The sequence below is a fragment of the Cupriavidus oxalaticus genome (assembly GCF_038900635.1).
Taxonomy (GTDB): Bacteria; Pseudomonadota; Gammaproteobacteria; order Burkholderiales; family Burkholderiaceae; genus Cupriavidus; species Cupriavidus oxalaticus_B.
In genome coordinates this window covers 154545-171372 of the sequence record NZ_JAYMRX010000006.1, presented here as the reverse complement: position 1 = coordinate 171372, position 16828 = coordinate 154545, and the positions used below count along the sequence as shown (strand labels likewise).

Genomic DNA, 16828 nt, shown 5'->3' with positions numbered 1-16828 from the left:
TTTTGTCAGCAGTCAGCAATGTAGCAAGTTCCTGCAAATCGCGTACTGGCCGGAAATTCAGTCATGCGTCGGCCGGCCAACTCTCGTATCGGTGCGCTTGCCGGTCTGGTCGTGCCAGCCGCCGCCCAGGGCCTTGTACAGGTTGACTTCACTGGAGAGTTGCTCGAGCCGGGCTTCGATCAGCAATTGTTGCGCGTTGTAAAGCGAGCGCTGCGCGTCCAGCACGGCAAGGTAGCTGTCGACACCCGTGCGGTAGCGCCGGTCGGCCAGGCCATAGGCGTCCTGTGCAGCTTCCACGAAACGGACCTGGGCCTGGAGCTGGCTGGTGTAGGTGCCCCGCGCCGCCAGCCCATCGGCCACCTCGCGGAAGGCGGTCTGCACCGTTCGCTCGTACTGGGCGACGTTGACGTCCTTCTGGATGGTGGCGAAGTCCAGGCTGGCCCGCAGGCTGCCGGCGGTAAACAGCGGCAGATTGATGCGCGGCTGGAACAACCACGTGCCGGAGCCCGCCCCGAACAGGCCGGAAAGCTGGCTGCTGGCGGTGCCCGCCGACGCGGTCAGGCTGATGCTGGGGAAGAACGCCGCCCGCGCGGCGCCGATATCGGCGTTGGCGGAGCGCAGCCGGTGCTCGGCCGCGAGCACGTCCGGACGGTTCTGCAGCAGGTCTGAGGGCAGCCCGGCCGGCACATCGGCGAACAGCTTCTGCTCCAGCGGCAGGCCTTCCGGCAGGTCCGCTGGCAGGGACGTGCCGAGCAGCAGCACCAGGGCATTCTCATCCTGGGCAACCAGCCGGGTGTAACGCGCAAGGCTCGCGCGGGCGGTTTCCACGGCGGTCTGCGCCTGGCGCAGGTCCAGCCGGGAAGCGATCCCTTCCTCGTAACTGCGCCGGGTCAGGCCATAGCTGCGCTCATAGTTGGCCAGGGTTTCCAGGGTGAGCCGCAGCAGGGTTTCATCGGCGCGCTGGGTCAGGTAGGCGCTGGCAACGCCCGCCACCAGCGAGATCTGGGCACTGCGGCGTACCTCGTCGCTGGCGAAATACTGTTCGAGCGCGGCTTCGCTGAGGCTGCGCAGGCGGCCGAACAGGTCGATCTCCCACGCCGTGGTGCCCAGCGACACGCCATACTGGCTGCTGATCAGGCTCCGTCCGGTGGCGGACAGGTCGGCGGGAATGCGCTGGCGCGTGCCCTGTGCGGCCGCGCCGATGGCGGGAAACAGGTCGGCGCGCTGGATGCGGTACTGTGCCCCGAACGCCTCCACGTTAAGCACGGCCACGCGCAGATCGCGGTTGTTCTCCAGCGCCAGTTCGATGAGGCGGCGCAGGCGCGCATCGGCGAAGAATTCGCGCCAGCCCAACTCGACCGCAGGCACCTGGCCGGCTTCGGCGGCATCGGCGGCGGCATCGGCGGGCAGGTAGGCCGGGCCCTGCGGGTACGCTGCCGCCACCGGCGAGGCCGGGCGCTCGTACCTGGGAATCAGGCTGCAGCCCGCCAGCATGGCCATGGCGGCGGCGCAAGACAAGGTCTTCTTCATTCGAGCGCGCCTTTTTCCACGGAGGCGCCATGCGGCTGCGGCCTGCGCTTGCGTCCGAACATGGACGTGACAGCGACAAAGAACAGCGGCACCCAGAAGATCGCCAGTACCGTGGCAGTGATCATGCCGCCGATCACGCCGGTGCCGATGGCGTGCTGGCTGCCGGCACCGGCCCCGGTCGACACGGCCAGCGGGAACACGCCGAGCATGAAGGCCAGCGAAGTCATCACGATGGGGCGCAGGCGCAGGCGGCACGCCTCCACGGCGGCCTCGACCAGGCCCTTGCCCTGGTCGTACTCGCTCTTGGCGAATTCCACGATCAGGATGGCGTTCTTGGCTGACAGGCCGATGGTGGTCAGCAGGCCCACCTGGAAGAAAACGTCATTCGACAAGCCGCGCCCCAGTGTGGCAAGCAGTGCGCCGATCACGCCGAGCGGCACCACCAGCATCACCGAGAACGGGATCGACCAGCTTTCGTACAGCGCGGCCAGGCACAGGAACACCACCAGCAGCGAGAGCGCATAGAGCGCCGGCGCCTGCGAGCCCGACAGCCGTTCCTCGTAGGACAGGCCAGTCCAGGCATAACCAACGCCTGGCGGCATCTGCTTCATGATCTCTTCGATTGCGTTCATGGCCTCGCCGGAACTGCGCCCCGGCGCGGGCTCGCCGAGCAATTCCACCGCGGCCACGCCGTTGTAGCGCTGCAGCTTGGGCGAGCCATAGCCCCACTTGCCGTCGGCAAAGGCTGAAAACGGCACCATTTCGCCCTTGCCATTGCGCACAAACCATTTGTCGATATCGTCCGGGCTCATGCGGGAATCCGGGCGGCCCTGCACATAGACGCGCTTGACCCGGCCGCGGTCGATAAAGTCGTTGACGTAGCTGGAACCCCAGGCGATCGACACCGTGCTGTTGATGTCAGCCAGCGAAACGCCGAGCGCGCGCGCCTTCTCATCGTCGATCACCAACTGGTACTGCGGCTGGTCGTTCAGGCCGTTGGGACGCACGCGCTGCAGCACCGGGCTTTGCGAGGCCAGCGCCAGGAACTTGTCACGCGCGTTCATCAGCGCCACGTGGCCAATGCCGGCCTGGTCCTGCAGGTAGAGGTCAAACCCGGTGGCATTGCCCAGCTCCTGCACGGCGGGCGGGGCGAACGCGAACGACATCGAATCGCGAAAACTCATGAACTTGCGCTGCGCGCGCGCGGCCAGGTCGAATACGCTGGTGCTGTCCCCGCTGCGCTGCGCCCATGGCTTGAGCAGAATGAATGCCAGTCCCGAGTTCTGGCCGCGGCCGGCAAAGTTGAAGCCGTTGACAGTGAACAGCGATGCCACCACGCCGCCCTCTTCCTTCAGCAGGTATTCGCGCATCTGGTCGAGCACCTTCTGCGTGCGCTCGGCGGTGGCGCCGGCAGGCGTCTGCACCTGGGCGTACAGCACGCCCTGGTCTTCCTCGGGCAGGAATGAAGTGGGGATGCGCGTGAACAGGAAGCCCATCACCACCAGGATGGCCACGTAGATCAGCAGGAACGGCAGGCGGCGCTTCAGGATGCCCGACACGCTGCGTTCATAGCGCCGGGTGGTCGCGCTGAACATGCGGTTGAACCAGCCAAAGAAGCCGCCCTTGTTCTCGCCATGATCGCCCTTTTCGATGGGCTGGAGCATGGTGGCGCACAGGGCCGGCGTCAGGATCAGCGCGACCAGCACCGACAGCACCATGGACGAGACAATGGTGATGGAGAACTGCCGGTAGATCACGCCGGTCGAGCCGCCGAAGAACGCCATCGGCAGGAACACCGCCGAGAGCACCATGGCAATGCCCACCAGCGCGCCCTGGATCTGGCCCATCGAGCGCCGCGCCGCCTCCCTGGGCGGCAGGCCCTCCTCGGCCATCACGCGTTCGACGTTCTCGACCACGACGATGGCGTCATCCACCAGCAGCCCGATGGCCAGCACCATGCCGAACATGGTCAGCGTGTTGATGGTGTAGCCGAACGCCGCCAGCACGCCAAAGGTGCCCAGCAGCACCACCGGCACGGCGATGGTGGGAATCAGCGTGGCGCGCACGTTCTGCAGGAACAGGTACATCACCAGGAACACCAGCACGATGGCTTCCATCAGCGTCTTCACCACTTCGTGGATGGAGCCTGCGATCACCGGCGAGGTGTCATACGGAAAGACCACCTTCATCCCGGGCGGGAAGAACGGCTCGAGCCCGTCCAGCGTCTTGCGGATGGCGCGCACGGTTTCCAGCGCATTGGCCCCCGCGGCCAGCCGCACGGCAATGCCCGAGGCCGCCTGGCCGTTGTATTGGGCGTTGATGTTGTAGTCCTGCCCGCCCAGGCCCACCTCGGCCACGTCCTTCAGGCGTACCTGGGAGCCGTCCGGATTAACCTTGAGCAGGATGTTGCCGAACTGCTCGCTGGTCTGCAGCCGGGTCTTGCCGATCACGCTTGCGTTGAGCTGCTGGCCCCGCACCGCCGGCAGGCCGCCCAGCTGGCCCGAGGCCACCTGAACGTTCTGCGCCCTGATCGCGTTGCTCACGTCCAGCGGCGTGAGCTGGTAGCTGTTGAGCCGGGCCGGGTCAATCCATACCCGCATGGCATACTGCGCGCCGAACACCTGGAAGTCGCCCACGCCGTATGTGCGCGACAGCGGGTCCTGGAGACTCGAGACAATGTAGTTCGACAGGTCTTCGCGCGTCACCTTGGGATCAGTGGAAATCAGGCCCACGATGACCAGGAAGTTGCGCACCGACTTGGTCACGCGGATGCCTTGCTGCTGCACTTCCTGCGGCAGCAGAGGCTGCGCCAGCGCCAGCTTGTTCTGCACCTGCACCTGGGCAATATCCGGATTGGTGCCCTGCTCAAAGGTCACCGTGATCGTCATGCTGCCGTCGGCGTTGCTTTCGGAGGAGATATAGCGCAGACGGTCCAGGCCGTTGAGCTGTTGCTCGATCACCTGCACCACGGTGTCTTGCACCGTCTCGGCGGAGGCGCCGGGGTAGTTGACCGAGATGGCGATGGTGGGCGGCGCGATGGCCGGATACTGGCTGATGGGCAGCGCACGAATCGACAGCACGCCGGCCAGCATGATGACCAGGGCGATCACCCACGCAAAGATGGGCCGATCGATAAAGAAGTTGGACATGGCTACTCCCTCGCCCGGGCGGTGCGCTCAGGGCCTGGCCGCGGATGGGGCGGATTGTGCGGATGGACCGGATGCGGCAGCCACCGGCGCACCCGCACCGCTCCCGGCCTGGGCTACGCGCACTTTTGCCCCGGGCCGCACGAACTGCAGGCCCTCCACGATGACGCGGTCGCCGGCACTGAGACCCTCAGACACCAGCCACTTGTCGCCAACGGCGCGCTCGGTGCGGATCTGGCGCAGTTCCACCTCGTCCTTGGCATTGACCACCAGCGCCGTCGCCTGGCCCTTGAGATCGCGCGTCACCCCCTGCTGCGGCACGAGCAACGCATCGGTCTTCACGCCTTCACGCAGTCGGGCATGGACAAACATGCCCGGCAGCAGCTCATGGCGCGGGTTGGGAAACACCGCGCGCAGCGTCACCGAGCCGGTGCCCTGGTCCACAGCCACTTCAGAGAACTCCAGGCGGCCGGTTTCGGGATAGCGGGTACCGTCTTCGAGCACCAGGCTAACCTGGGCCGCGTTGGTGCCGGCACTCTGCAGCGCACCATTGGCCAGTTCGCGCCGCAGCCGCAGCAGCGACGAAGACGCCTGGGTCACGTCGACGTAGATCGGGTCGAGCTGCTGCACCACTGACAGCGCGGTAGCCTGGCCATTGGTCACCAGCGCACCTTCGGTCACATTCGAGCGTCCGATGCGGCCGGAGATCGGCGCCAGCACCCTGGTATAGCGCAGGTTGATTTCGGCGCGATCCACCGCGGCCTGCGCCTGCAGCCAGGCAGCCCTGGCCTCGTCATACTGCTGCTTGCTGACCGCCTCGTCACCAACCAGGCGCCCGTAGCGCTCTGCCAGCAGGCGGGTGGATTCCAGCGTCGCCCTCGCGCTCTTGTAGGTGGCCTCGTAGGTAGACGCGTCGATCTGGTAGAGCTGCTGGCCCTGCGTGACGTCGCTGCCTTCCTTGAACAGGCGGCGCAAGATGATGCCGTCCACTTGCGGCCTGACTTCGGCAATGCGGAACGCCGTGGTGCGCCCCGGCAGCTGAGTATCCAGCGTCAGTTGCTCGGCCTTGAGCGTGACCACGCTCACTTGCGGTGGCGGCGGGCCTGCGGCCTCCTTCTTGTCGCCGCATCCGGCAAGCATTGACATGGCGATGGCCAGCGTGACCGGAACCCGGGCGCTGCAGCCGCGTGATCGTTGCATGGCGATGTCCCGCGTAGGAATGAAGCCGAGTCAGAATGTCGCTGGCGGACCGGGAAGCCGAAGAATAGCTCCAGGTGCCGCAAACGCCATGTCCGCAATTGGTCCAGCGGCAGCGCCAGTTGCAGGCGCAGCCGACAAAGTCTAGCGCGACTCGAAGAATTGGTTAGGCCGATTATCGGCCACTTATATTTCAATCACTTGCGTGATGGCCTGACATTCCCTCGGCGAGCGGTAGCCGCCGGCGGCGGACACGGGGGGGCGGGGGCGCCTCGGCAAGCCGTCGCAGTCGCAATGACAAACAAGCGCTGCCAGGCGGCAGCGCCGACGAGAACTTGAACGGTACTCAATGACCGGCGACCTGGCCGCCATCGACATGCAGGATTTCGCCTGTCACGAACGGCGCTGAATCCAGATACAGGATCGCTTCGACGATGTCGCTCATTTCGCCCATGCGGCCCATCGGATGCAACGCTCCGAATCTCGCGTACAAGTCCGGGGGAAACATCGGGGTCTTGATCATTCCCGGTGAGACCGCATTCACGCGGATGCCGCGCTTCGCGTATTCGATCGCAAGCGCGCGAGTGGCCGCCGCGAGTCCGCCCTTCGTCAGCGACGCGATAGCCGCCGGCAAGGCTTCCATCGCATGTTCGGCGAGGGTCGCGGTGACGTTGACGATATGCCCGCCCGATTGCTTCTCCATTTGAGCCAGCGCGAGCTGGGTGATATAGAAAAAGCCCGCCAGGTTCACGTTGATCAATGACGTGAAATCTTCGGCCGTGTATTCGGCGAAAGGCTTCGCGATGAAAATGCCGGCATTGTTCACTAGCGTGTCAACACGCCCAAAGCGTGCCATCGTTTCATCGATCACACGGCGCGCGGTGGCGGGATCGCTGATATCGCCCGCCACGGCCAACAGGTCGGCATCGTCAGTCGGCTTGATGGAGCGAGCCGTTGCGACAACCTGGTGTCCCCGGCCGCGAAATGCCTTGACGGCCTCCGCTCCCATGCCTTGCGAAGCGCCGGTGATAACAATGACCTTCTGTTGGTTGCTCACGTTACACCTCCTCCAGTTGCAGGTTGACGCGGTGCGGGCCCGGACTCAAAGCCCTCCGGACGGCTCAGCCGGCGTCGGCGCGGCTATGCGCGGTTATCGTTGCCAATGTCCTGCTCAACGATGGAACGAGCGTATACATGTGGTACGCGTTGACCCCGAATTAGTCCAGTGGTGTTTTGTTTCCCCGAGAGCAACATGCAAGTTCCCTACGCGTGCATAGAACATGCTGGCGTCGATTGCTAGCATCCGACGCAGCACACCAATCATCGGTGCGATCACAGGCGAAGGGTTGTGCAGGCAGCGCCTCGGTACCCACCGCAACCAATACGCGGCCAGTTGGCCGAAATGCAACAGAAAAGGAGAACGCAATGAACGGTGAAAATAAGTCTGTCATGACGGCGACGCGTCGCGATGCCCTGAAGGCTGCCACGTCTGCCGCGGCATTGCTCACGATGGCTGGCGCCGCAGAGGCCGCCACGAACACGAGCACTGCTGCGCGCCAGAGCAACAAGCAGGGTGACCAGGGCACGCGCACGGTCAGGACAAAGGACGGCGTCGATATCTTCTACAAGGACTGGGGCAGCGGGCAGCCCATCGTGTTTTCCCACGGGTGGCCACTGAGCGCCGACGACTGGGACGCGCAGATGATGTTCTTCCTGAGCCAGGGCTTCCGCGTGATCGCGCATGACCGGCGGGGGCACGGCCGGTCGACGCAGACCGCCGACGGTCACGACATGAATCACTATGCCGACGACCTCGCCACGCTGACGGCCCACCTCAACTTGAAGAACGCCATTCACGTCGGCCATTCAACCGGCGGTGGCGAGGTCGTGCGTTATCTGGCGCGCCACGGCGAGAGCCGCGTGGCGAAGGCCGTCCTGATCGCCGCAGTGCCGCCGCTGATGGTCAAGACGGATGCCAATCCGGGCGGGCTGCCGAAGGATGTCTTCGACGGCTTCCAGGCGCAGGTCGCCAGCAACCGGGCGCAGTTCTACCGCGACATCGCGGCGGGCCCCTTCTATGGCTTCAACCGGCCAGGTGCGAAGGCGAACGCAGGGATGATCGAAAACTGGTGGCGCCAGGGCATGCAGGGCGGCGTCAAGGCGCACTACGACGGCATCGTTGCTTTCTCGCAGACAGACTTTACGGAGGACCTGAAGAAGATCACAGTACCGACGCTGGTAATGCACGGCGACGACGACCAGATCGTGCCCTTCGCTGACTCAGGCCCGCTGTCGGCAAAGCTGTTGCGCAACGGCACGCTGAAGACCTACAAGGGATTTCCGCACGGCATGCCTACCACGCACGCCGAGACGATCAACGCAGACCTGCTGGCCTTCATCCGGTCATGATCCATACCTGACCGGTGCCGGGCACGTGCTTCCTGCCGCTCGATCCATCGCCGTCCAGGACGGCGATGTTCCGCAAAAGGTAAACACTGCACGGTCCCTTGCACTGGAGTTGAATCCGGGCTAAGTTGAAACAGCCGTCATGCGCCGGCGGGGGCAGATATGGTGCGATTGGCACTTCTACCGAGGTTGCTGGCCTTTGCGGCCATGCTGTTCGGACCACCGCTACTTGCCCAGCAGAGGCCATCGATGCCGCTCATACTGACATCCCCCGCGTTTGCCCAAGGCGGGGAGATTCCCACTGTGCACACGTGCGAAGGCGCCGATGTGTCACCTCCCCTGGCGTGGTCAGGGTTGCCACCCTCCACCGCCAGCCTGGTCTTGATTGTCGACGATCCGGATGCGCCGGACCCGGCGTCACCGCAAATGACATGGGTCCATTGGCTCGTGTACAACCTGCCTCCCAGTCCCGGCTCGCTTGCGCAAGGGATGAGCCGGCAGAGCTTGCCGCCCGGCGCTCGCGAAGGTTCCAACGACTGGCACCGTGCCGATTACGGCGGGCCGTGTCCGCCAATTGGCCGGCACCGGTATTTTCACAAGCTATATGCCTTGGATGTCGTCCTGCCGGATCTCGGCAAGCCGGACAAGGCGGCGCTGGAACAGGCGATGCGGGGGCACATATTGGCCCATGCCGAACTGATCGGCACCTACCAGAAGCATACGCGCTGACGTAGTCGTGCACTCGGCCCGAGCAGCACAGGCAGCGCGCAGGCATCGGTCTGCCACCGCGCGTTCTGGCATGTGCTTCACGTTCTCGACAGGCAGCGGATCCAGGATCCGGGGGGCTGACTTGGAGAGTGTTGCATGATGCTGTACGTGCCTCAGCCCGAAACCTCGGTGACGTCCTCAAGTTTCCAGCGCTTGTCGAACCAGGGCTGGAGCGGCCCATAAAGCCGGAAGATGGTGAACCAGCTCTTGCCCGGCACGGTCTGGATCCAGTTCGATGCCTTGCCAGCCGGCGCGCGCGGTCCGAAGTACAGGTCGACCGAACCGTCAGCGTTCCTGGCAAGCGTGCCCTTTTCGCTGGACAGGCTCGGAAACCGCTGGTCGGTCTGCAGCATCGACCGGGTCTGCGTGTCATACACCACGACCGACCAGAAGTCCTTCGCCGGTACGTTCGCCGGAACGCGCAGCCGATAGGTCCTGGCGCCATCGAATGGCTTGCCGGACGCGTCCACATTGGCCGCGGCGTATTGCGAGCCGACGCCTGGCATCGCCACCGCCATGGCTGGCGTGTCGATGGTTGCCGCATAGAAGAACAGGGTACGGGCGTCGAAGTTGCGCGCACCGTTGCGCAGCCATTCATAGCTGCCGCCGATGAAGGGAGTGGTCCAGCGACGGTCCGGGTAAATCAGCACCCCGGGATCGCGGTTCGCGAAGTCAATGGCACGAGCCGTGGCATTGCCCACCGCCACGGCATCGGTCAGGATGCGTTTCATGCGGTCATCCGGCGCGAACGGCTTGCCCTTCTCCATCCCGATGGCGGCGAAGATACCGGCCATGTCGGCGCCGTATGCGCCAGCGGGCTCCTCCTGGATGATCTGGTTCACTTCCTCGAAGAACTTGAAGTTGTTGGCATGCACCGTGTTCATCACCTTGCCGGAAAGATCGATGAAGCGGGTGACGGGCGGACTGGCGGCATCCGCGAGCCGGTAGACCTTGAGCCCGCTCTTCAGGCTGGCCACGCCGGGGCGCGGATCGCCATGCTGCATGAACGCCCGCCCGAACAGCAGGTTGCCGTAGGTCGGGGATCTGACGATGAAGTACCCGCTCGCGGGCAGCGGCCCGCTGTAGCCAGGGGGAACAAACAGGTATTTTCCGCCCTTGCCTTTGTCCGGTCCGGCATTGCCCATGTCGGTGACATAGCGGAACCAGAAATCGTCGACCACCCCGAGGATGTTCGCCGGGGTCTCAACCACCATGGGCCCATCCTTCAGGTCCATCCAGTTCCAGAAGTAGACGGTCTCGGTATTGGCGGTCAGGAAGAGCGACTTCGAATCCATCAGCGACTCGAACACGCCGACTGTGTTTCCCACCGCGCCCGCTTCACGCAGGCCGGCTCGAATAGCAACCAGCGAAGCGCCGGGAATGCCGTTCAGGAAAGCCTCGACACCGCGCACGAAATCGAGATTGTCATAGACCTTCTGGGTGGTGGCCGTTGTCGGCACGCCGTCGAAGAACTCCAGCCGCCCGATCCGCGTATCGACCGATGCGGGCGTGGTGATCTCCGCGGGGATCGGTGTCGTCATGGCATACTGCCTGGCGTCGTGCACAGGGCTGGTACATGCCACAAGACTGGTCAGCGAGGCAAGCGCGCTGGTCAGGCAAAGACCGCGAATCGTTATCACGTTGTTCACTCCGTCATCGTCGAGCCTGAATGCGGCCGGCGAGCGCTGCCAGTTCCGACCGCGCCGCCTTCCTTGCTCGTTTGCACAAGGTCATGTCGAGGCCAGCGCTCTGCGGCCCGATCGATGCCAGCTCATTTCACTTCCACGAAATCGCCGGGCTTCCAGCTCTTGTCGAACGCCGCCGGCTCGGGACCATAGATGCGGATGTAGGCGAACCAGCCCTTGCCCGGCGTCGTCTTGATCCAGCGCCCCTCCTTGCCAGCGGGCGCGGTGGGCCCGACGTAGAGGTCCAGCGGCGCGTTGGCAGGTACGTCCTTGAGCTCGAACAGCGAGCGCAGGGCCGCCTTGTCCTGGTCGGTCTGCACCTGCGAGCGGGTCGCGCTGTCGTAGATGGTGACCGACCAGAACAGCTTGCCTGGCACCGGCTGCGGGATGGTCAGCTTGTAGTTCTTGCCGCCGTCGAGGAAGGCCCCGGCGCCGTCGCGCACGGCCATCCAGTAGAGCGAGCCGGCCCCGGCACTTCGCCTGAACATGGCCGGCGAGGTGACGATGGCCTGGGCGAACCAGCGATCGCGCGACTCCAGGTCCATGCCGGCCGGCGTTTCAAATTGCGCGCTGCCGGGAGTCAGCCCGACCCATTCCACTTGCGATCGGTAGCAACCGTGTACTGCGGCTCGATGAAGGCGTTGAAGATGGTCGTGCCTTCTTTCCACGCCTTGCCAAGGCCGAGCCCGGCCGGAATATAGAAAGTGTCGCGCTGCAGATCGAAGGTCCAGGTCCCGGTCGAGCGCACGTACCAGCCTTCGGGCAGGTTGAAGATCAAAAAGGGCTGCGCCTGCACCGTCGGCCGGCTGCTCTGGCCTGCAAAGGAGTGCTGCCATTGCAGCAGCATGCCCAGCAGCCGTGCGCGGGTCGCGTGGACCGCGACGCCGGCCAGGCCTGCTTGCCACTTGCCAGTGCCAAGGCTCGGATCGGTGGCGGTGGGGATGGTCAGCAACGGGCCGACGCCAAGCTGCACCCCCTGCGTCTTCAGCAGGAAGATGTCGAAGAAGTTAATGTCGCCGAGGCCGGTTTCATATCCGCCATCGGCCTTGGGCCGTGTGCTCACGGGCACCGTGGCGCGAAAGATCCGCGGTACGCCGATCCAGTCGCCCGGGGCGACGGGAATGGTGGGCCGCAGCAGGAAATCGTTGGTATGGGCATTGCTGCCATACAGGCGCGGCGAGTAGTAGTTCTGGATATTGAACGACGCGGCCAGATTGAGCGGATTATTGCTCTTGTTCGCGTCGTCGGCCTTGCTCTGGGCCCTCGCGCCTTGCGCCACTCCCGTTGCACACAGGAGACAGATCATGGCGCGCGCCACGAGTAGCCATTGGGATCGGCAAACTTGCATGATTACTCTGGTCTTCCCAACCCCGAGTCGCCTGTATCCGGCCGTGGCTCGCATTGAAAGTCGTGTCAGAGTATCGCAAGGCGTGGCGGAATGTGCTCTTTAGCGTATTGGATGCTTTCGCAACCGACTTAAAAGGGCTCGACTGCGCTGACTTCGCGACGAAATCACTTAGATCTCGCGAGAAAAGATGAAATTCGGCTCCGTGGGCAGCGCCAATAGAATCGAGCATCCATGCTCCACCCTGCGAGTCTTTCCGTTTGCACCTTTCGCGTACACACAAGTCCGATGCGTAAGCCAACTGCATGCTCAATGGGGAAGCAACTGGCGGCTTGCTCCCTGCTGCTGTCGATCTCGATATTGGCATCAAGTGTGGCCCGGGCAACCGAAGGCGCTCTCGGCCGCCCCGTCACCGGTACCAGCGTCACGCCGAGCGCCGGGATCGTCGCGCCGGAGCCCATTACAGTCGTCAACCTCAGCGAGCTCTACCTGAATGGCTCCGTCGGCGGGGGGCGACAAGTCCCGATCATCGGGCAAACCTCACTCGGCATCGACGCCGAGATTGCCTTTACGCTGGCTACCTTCATGAAAGTCTGGGATACCGGTCCAGGCGCATGGAACTTCGCGTCCAGCTTCACCCTGCCCTACGTGTGGGAGCAAGTGAGCGCCAATCTCAGTACGGGCCCTCGGCAGGGCCGCATCGAAGATCGCGCCTCGAACCTGTTTGACATCACCTTTACGCCGCTGATTGCGGGCTATCACTTCTCCAAGACAGCCCACGCCGCGCTGAGCCTGAACATTTGGGCACCGACCGGGCAGTACGACAAGAATGCGCTGGCCAACCCGAGCCTGAATAACTGGACGTTCACTCCACAGATAGCCTTCACGAAGCTCTGGCCCGAGCACGGGGTCGAATTCGACGCAGTGGCAGGCATCCAGTTCTATACGCGAAACAGTGCCACCGACTACCAGAACGCCCCGCTGTTCACGCTTGACACCATGGTGCTCAAGCGTTTCGCCAGCGGGCTGGGCGCGGGCCTGATCGTCGGTACCACCCAGCAACTCGGCGACGACAGCGGCCCGACCGCCGACCGTCTCAACGGCTTTCGCGGCCACGACTGGGCAATCGGCCCGGTGCTGACTTACGACACCAAGGTTGGCACGAAAAGCAAGCTGTCGCTGGGCCTGCGCTGGGTGCCGACCGTATCGAGCAAGAACCGGATTGATAGTACGAGGACCTTCATGGGTTCGGCCACGTTGATCTTCTGAGCACCGAAGCGTGGCCGAATCACTCTTCGAGGTTACGCGTCAGACGAGGACAAGCGCGTTCCCAAGGATCGTTGGCACATGGATGCGCCGAACGTTGTCTCAAGCCAAAGGCAACTATTGCTACGCGAGCATCAGGTTCAGGTTTTGAATCGCGGCGCCGGATGCGCCCTTTCCAAGATTATCGAAAACCGCGGACAAGAGGACGTGCCCGTGCTCCATGCCAGGAAATACGCTCAAGCGCATCTCGTTCGTACCGTTTAGCATCTGCGGATCCAGGTGTTTTAAGGCGCACGATTCTTGCAGCGGCAAGACATTTACGTGGTCCGCCTTGGCATAGTGGCGCGCGAGGCAGGCGTGTAACGTGGCGCCATTCACGCCGGGTGCCAGCAGCCGCAACGCCAGCGGCACCGTCAGCACGATGCCCTGGCGGAACGCTCCGTATGCAGGGACGAAAATGGGAGGCTGCGCGAGCCCGGCGTGCTGCTGGATCTCCGGGGTGTGCTTGTGCGCGAGTTCCAGGCCATAGACCTGGTATGAAGGCGCGTTAGCGGCTCCCGGCCCCTCATATTCCTCCACGCCGGCGCGTCCGCGTCCGGAGTAGCCGGATACCGCATGAATGCTGATGGGGTAATTGCCCGGTATGAGCCCAGCCTGTACCAACGGACGCAGCAGGCCGATCGCACCGGTCGGATAGCAACCGGGGTTGGTGACCCGACGTGCGTTTGCAATTCTGTCCGCCTGCCCCGGCGTCATCTCCGGAAATCCGTAAGTCCAGTCCGGCTGTGTACGGTGGGCGGAGCTTGCGTCGATGACCCGAACCGCAGGATTGACAATGGTGGCCACTGCCTCGCGCGCGGCGGCATCCGGCAAACAGAGGACGGCGATGTCGCAGGCGTTGATGGCTTCTGCGCGACGCCGCAAATCTTTGCGCTCTGCAGCAGCAAGGGTAAACAGTCTGATGTCGGTCCGGTTACGCAGCCGTTCGTGGATTAGCAACCCGGTGGTGCCTTGGTCGCCGTCGATGAAAACAACGGGAGAACTCATACGTGAAATACTCCGCTGACTTTGGGTTGCAAGAAGTAGAACGAAGAAAGAGCCCCTATGTTCCGTGGACCGTTACAATAGAGAAAGTTGAATTTCATGACGTAGACATTCAGTTTTTCTGAATCTGGACGCCGACATGCGAGAGATCAGCCTGGACCGCTTGCGCACTCTGGTCGCCATTGCAGACCGCGGCTCATTTGCCGATGCGGCGCGTGCATTGCACCTGGCGCCGCCAACGGTTAGCCTCCATATCGCTGAACTTGAAGACCGCATTGGGGCTCCACTCCTGTCGCGCAAGCGCGGACATGTCAAGCCGTCGGCGATAGGAGAGGTGCTGGTGGAGCGCGCGCGTCGACTGCTGGCCGACGCGGAGCAGGCGTTAGACGATATTCAACGCCAGGTGCAGGGGCTCGAAGGGCGCGTGCGGCTCGGTGCGTCGACTGGCGCGATCGCGCACCTGTTGCCGCAAGCGCTTGAGGTGCTGCGCCAGCACCATCCCGCGATCGACATTCAAGTTGCAGTGCTGACTTCACATGAAACGTTGTCCCGACTGGCGGATGGGACGCTGGACGTTGGGCTAGTTGCACTGCCTCAGCCCCCGGTGGCAGGACTCGTGATCAAGCCTTGGAGGCGCGACCCCGTAATGGCCTTTGTGCCGGCACATTGGCGTTGCCCAGCCCGCGTCACACCTGAATGGCTCGCTGCCCAACCTCTCATTCTCAATGACGCGACCACGCGTCTTTCACGTCTGACTGCGGAGTGGTTCGCGACCGGGGGGTATCATCCTGCGCCTCGCATTCAGCTCAACTACAACGACGCGATCAAAAGTCTGGTAGCGGCAGGTTACGGCGCCGCGTTGTTGCCCCATGAGGCGACTGCGCCATTACCCGACAAGCGCATTGTCATGCGTCCGCTGCGCCCGGCGTTGTGGCGTCGGCTCGGCATTGCACATCGTGCGGGGTACGTTGAGCGTTCCACGCAACACGTACTTGATATGTTGCGGGATCTTCGATTGGCGTAGGAGTTGCCATGTTCCGCTTCGGTTCGTTCTCGCTGGCCGTGCTGGATGGTCATGAAGAAGAGAAGGGACTGCGTCGCAATCCGTCACATTGAACAACTCAAGACGCGCTTTGCGAATCACCGTCAATTGGAATCATCTGACCAGAAATGGAGCGCCCTGCGTCGGATGCGAGAAATACGGCGAGCGCTGCAATTTCGGCGGGATCGACGAAGCGTTTGATCGACTGATTGGCCAGAGCGGCAGCTTCTTCCTCCAGCACGCTGCGGCCACTCGCCGCAGCGCGACCCGCCAGAACTTGCTGTATGCGCGGCCCCTCCACGGCGCCCGGCAGGATTGCATTGACTCGGATGCCGGACGGCCCTAGTTCGCGCGACAGCGTTTTGGTGAACCCGATAAGTCCCCACTTCGTCGTGGCATAGGGGCTACGATCGGGATATCCAAAACGGCCTGCCAGCGATGACATGACGAGGATCGTGCCCAAGCCGGACTGCTTCAGATGGGGAATGGCCCGTTGCGTCACCATGAAGGTGCCGGTGAGATTGACCCTTAGCACGGTCTCCCAGGCGTCCGGATCCACGTCTGCAACACTGGCGACGGGCCCTGCAATCCCCGCGTTGTTGATCAGTACGTCCAGTCCGCCGAGAGCGGCTGCCGCCTCGGCAACCATGCGCTCGACGGATGCGCGATCGGCGATGTCGCACACGGATATGGCCACGCCGGGTACTTCCGCCTGCAATCGCAATAGCGCGGGTTCGTCAATATCGCAGGCAAAGACCTTTGCGCCGGCGGCTGCAAAGGCAGTGGTGATAGCCCGGCCTATGCCGCCCGCCCCTGCAGTCACAAGGACACGCTTGCCTGTCAGTGTCGTCATGAATTTCTCCTTTCGATCAGGTTAGCAGCGCCGCTCAGGAACAGGCAGCGCGGATGAACTCGGGTACGGTGATGGCTTTCAGTCGCCCATCCGTCTGCCGCACGCATAGCGCGCGCGTTTCCCGCCCCTCGCAGACCAGAGTGTCACCGCGCAGAACCCGATGGCGCTGGATGAAGATCTTGCCCCGCCATTCCTCGATGTCGGTATGCACGTCAAGGCTTTCTCCATACGTCGCCGAGGTGTGGAAGCGAGTGTGGATCTCGAGCAGCGGCGCGCCGACGCACTGCGGGATCTCGGAGATGGCGCGCCATGGCGGCAGTCCGCACTGTATGAAATAATGATGTGAAGCGGCGTCCATCCAGCGCGAGAAATTGGGGAAGAAAACGATTCCCGCTGGATCGCAATCGCCGAACTGCACGTTGACACGGTAGTTGATTTCCTTGCTCATGAGGCCATGCTCCTGCGTTCGCGGCCATTGTGCGGATGTCGCACCTGCAGCACTGTCAATGCGGCGACACTTGGCGTCGGTGTTTGCCATGATTCCAG

At 63.5% G+C, this 16828-nt stretch carries 14 protein-coding genes; 4 read left to right on the top strand and 10 right to left on the bottom strand.

Annotated features, from left to right (window positions below):
- Positions 1-57: 57 nt before the first annotated feature.
- From adeC to VSR71_RS12725, 4 genes are all read right to left on the bottom strand, one after another.
- Entirely contained in the window at positions 58-1530 is a 1473-nt protein-coding gene (gene adeC, locus VSR71_RS12740; protein ID WP_342914215.1) for an AdeC/AdeK/OprM family multidrug efflux complex outer membrane factor, read from the bottom strand.
- Positions 1527-4679: an efflux RND transporter permease subunit gene (locus tag VSR71_RS12735; protein ID WP_342914214.1), complete on the bottom strand. Its 3153-nt coding sequence runs from the start codon at positions 4677-4679 to the stop codon at positions 1527-1529. Before VSR71_RS12735 ends, adeC begins: the two co-directional genes overlap by 4 nt.
- A gap of 27 nt (positions 4680-4706) precedes the next feature.
- Positions 4707-5876: an efflux RND transporter periplasmic adaptor subunit gene (locus VSR71_RS12730; protein WP_342914213.1), complete on the bottom strand. Its 1170-nt coding sequence runs from the start codon at positions 5874-5876 to the stop codon at positions 4707-4709.
- Between the two features lie 343 nt (positions 5877-6219).
- The gene (locus VSR71_RS12725) at positions 6220-6930 is read right to left on the bottom strand and encodes an SDR family NAD(P)-dependent oxidoreductase (protein ID WP_342914212.1); all 711 of its coding nucleotides are present in this window, start codon (positions 6928-6930) and stop codon (positions 6220-6222) included.
- Positions 6931-7298: 368 nt separating this feature from the next.
- Here VSR71_RS12725 and VSR71_RS12720 point away from each other — a divergent pair, with 368 nt between their 5' ends.
- Both VSR71_RS12720 and VSR71_RS12715 read left to right on the top strand, forming a co-directional pair.
- Positions 7299-8282, top strand: a complete 984-nt coding sequence (locus tag VSR71_RS12720) for an alpha/beta hydrolase (RefSeq protein WP_342914372.1) — start codon at positions 7299-7301, stop codon at positions 8280-8282.
- A 246-nt stretch (positions 8283-8528) separates the two neighbouring features.
- A complete protein-coding gene (locus tag VSR71_RS12715; protein WP_342914211.1) occupies positions 8529-9008 on the top strand; it encodes a YbhB/YbcL family Raf kinase inhibitor-like protein in 480 nt (159 codons plus the stop codon).
- 152 nt (positions 9009-9160) lie between these two features.
- Here VSR71_RS12715 and VSR71_RS12710 read toward each other — a convergent pair whose 3' ends face one another.
- From VSR71_RS12710 to VSR71_RS12700, 3 genes are all read right to left on the bottom strand, one after another.
- Positions 9161-10588, bottom strand: coding sequence for a DUF1254 domain-containing protein (locus VSR71_RS12710; protein WP_342914210.1), 1428 nt, complete (start codon positions 10586-10588; stop codon positions 9161-9163).
- A gap of 230 nt (positions 10589-10818) precedes the next feature.
- A complete protein-coding gene (locus VSR71_RS12705) occupies positions 10819-11331 on the bottom strand; it encodes a DUF1214 domain-containing protein (RefSeq protein ID WP_342914209.1) in 513 nt (170 codons plus the stop codon).
- Complete coding sequence (locus tag VSR71_RS12700; RefSeq protein WP_342914208.1) at positions 11313-12011, bottom strand: hypothetical protein; 699 nt, start codon at positions 12009-12011, stop codon at positions 11313-11315. Before VSR71_RS12700 ends, VSR71_RS12705 begins: the two co-directional genes overlap by 19 nt.
- Before the next feature lie 378 nt (positions 12012-12389).
- Here VSR71_RS12700 and VSR71_RS12695 point away from each other — a divergent pair, with 378 nt between their 5' ends.
- The gene (locus tag VSR71_RS12695; protein WP_342914207.1) at positions 12390-13346 is read left to right on the top strand and encodes a transporter; all 957 of its coding nucleotides are present in this window, start codon (positions 12390-12392) and stop codon (positions 13344-13346) included.
- 120 nt (positions 13347-13466) lie between these two features.
- On the opposite strand, the gene argC is transcribed toward VSR71_RS12695, so the two are convergent.
- Positions 13467-14390, bottom strand: a complete 924-nt coding sequence (gene argC / locus VSR71_RS12690; RefSeq protein WP_342914206.1) for an N-acetyl-gamma-glutamyl-phosphate reductase — start codon at positions 14388-14390, stop codon at positions 13467-13469.
- A 136-nt stretch (positions 14391-14526) separates the two neighbouring features.
- Here argC and VSR71_RS12685 point away from each other — a divergent pair, with 136 nt between their 5' ends.
- Complete coding sequence (locus tag VSR71_RS12685; RefSeq protein ID WP_342914205.1) at positions 14527-15411, top strand: LysR family transcriptional regulator; 885 nt, start codon at positions 14527-14529, stop codon at positions 15409-15411.
- Positions 15412-15508: 97 nt separating this feature from the next.
- Here the strand turns inward: VSR71_RS12685 and VSR71_RS12680 are convergent, their stop codons facing one another.
- Entirely contained in the window at positions 15509-16282 is a 774-nt protein-coding gene (locus VSR71_RS12680) for an SDR family oxidoreductase (protein ID WP_342914204.1), read from the bottom strand.
- 34 nt (positions 16283-16316) lie between these two features.
- Entirely contained in the window at positions 16317-16730 is a 414-nt protein-coding gene (locus VSR71_RS12675; protein WP_342914203.1) for an acyl-CoA thioesterase, read from the bottom strand.
- Positions 16731-16828: the final 98 nt, after the last annotated feature.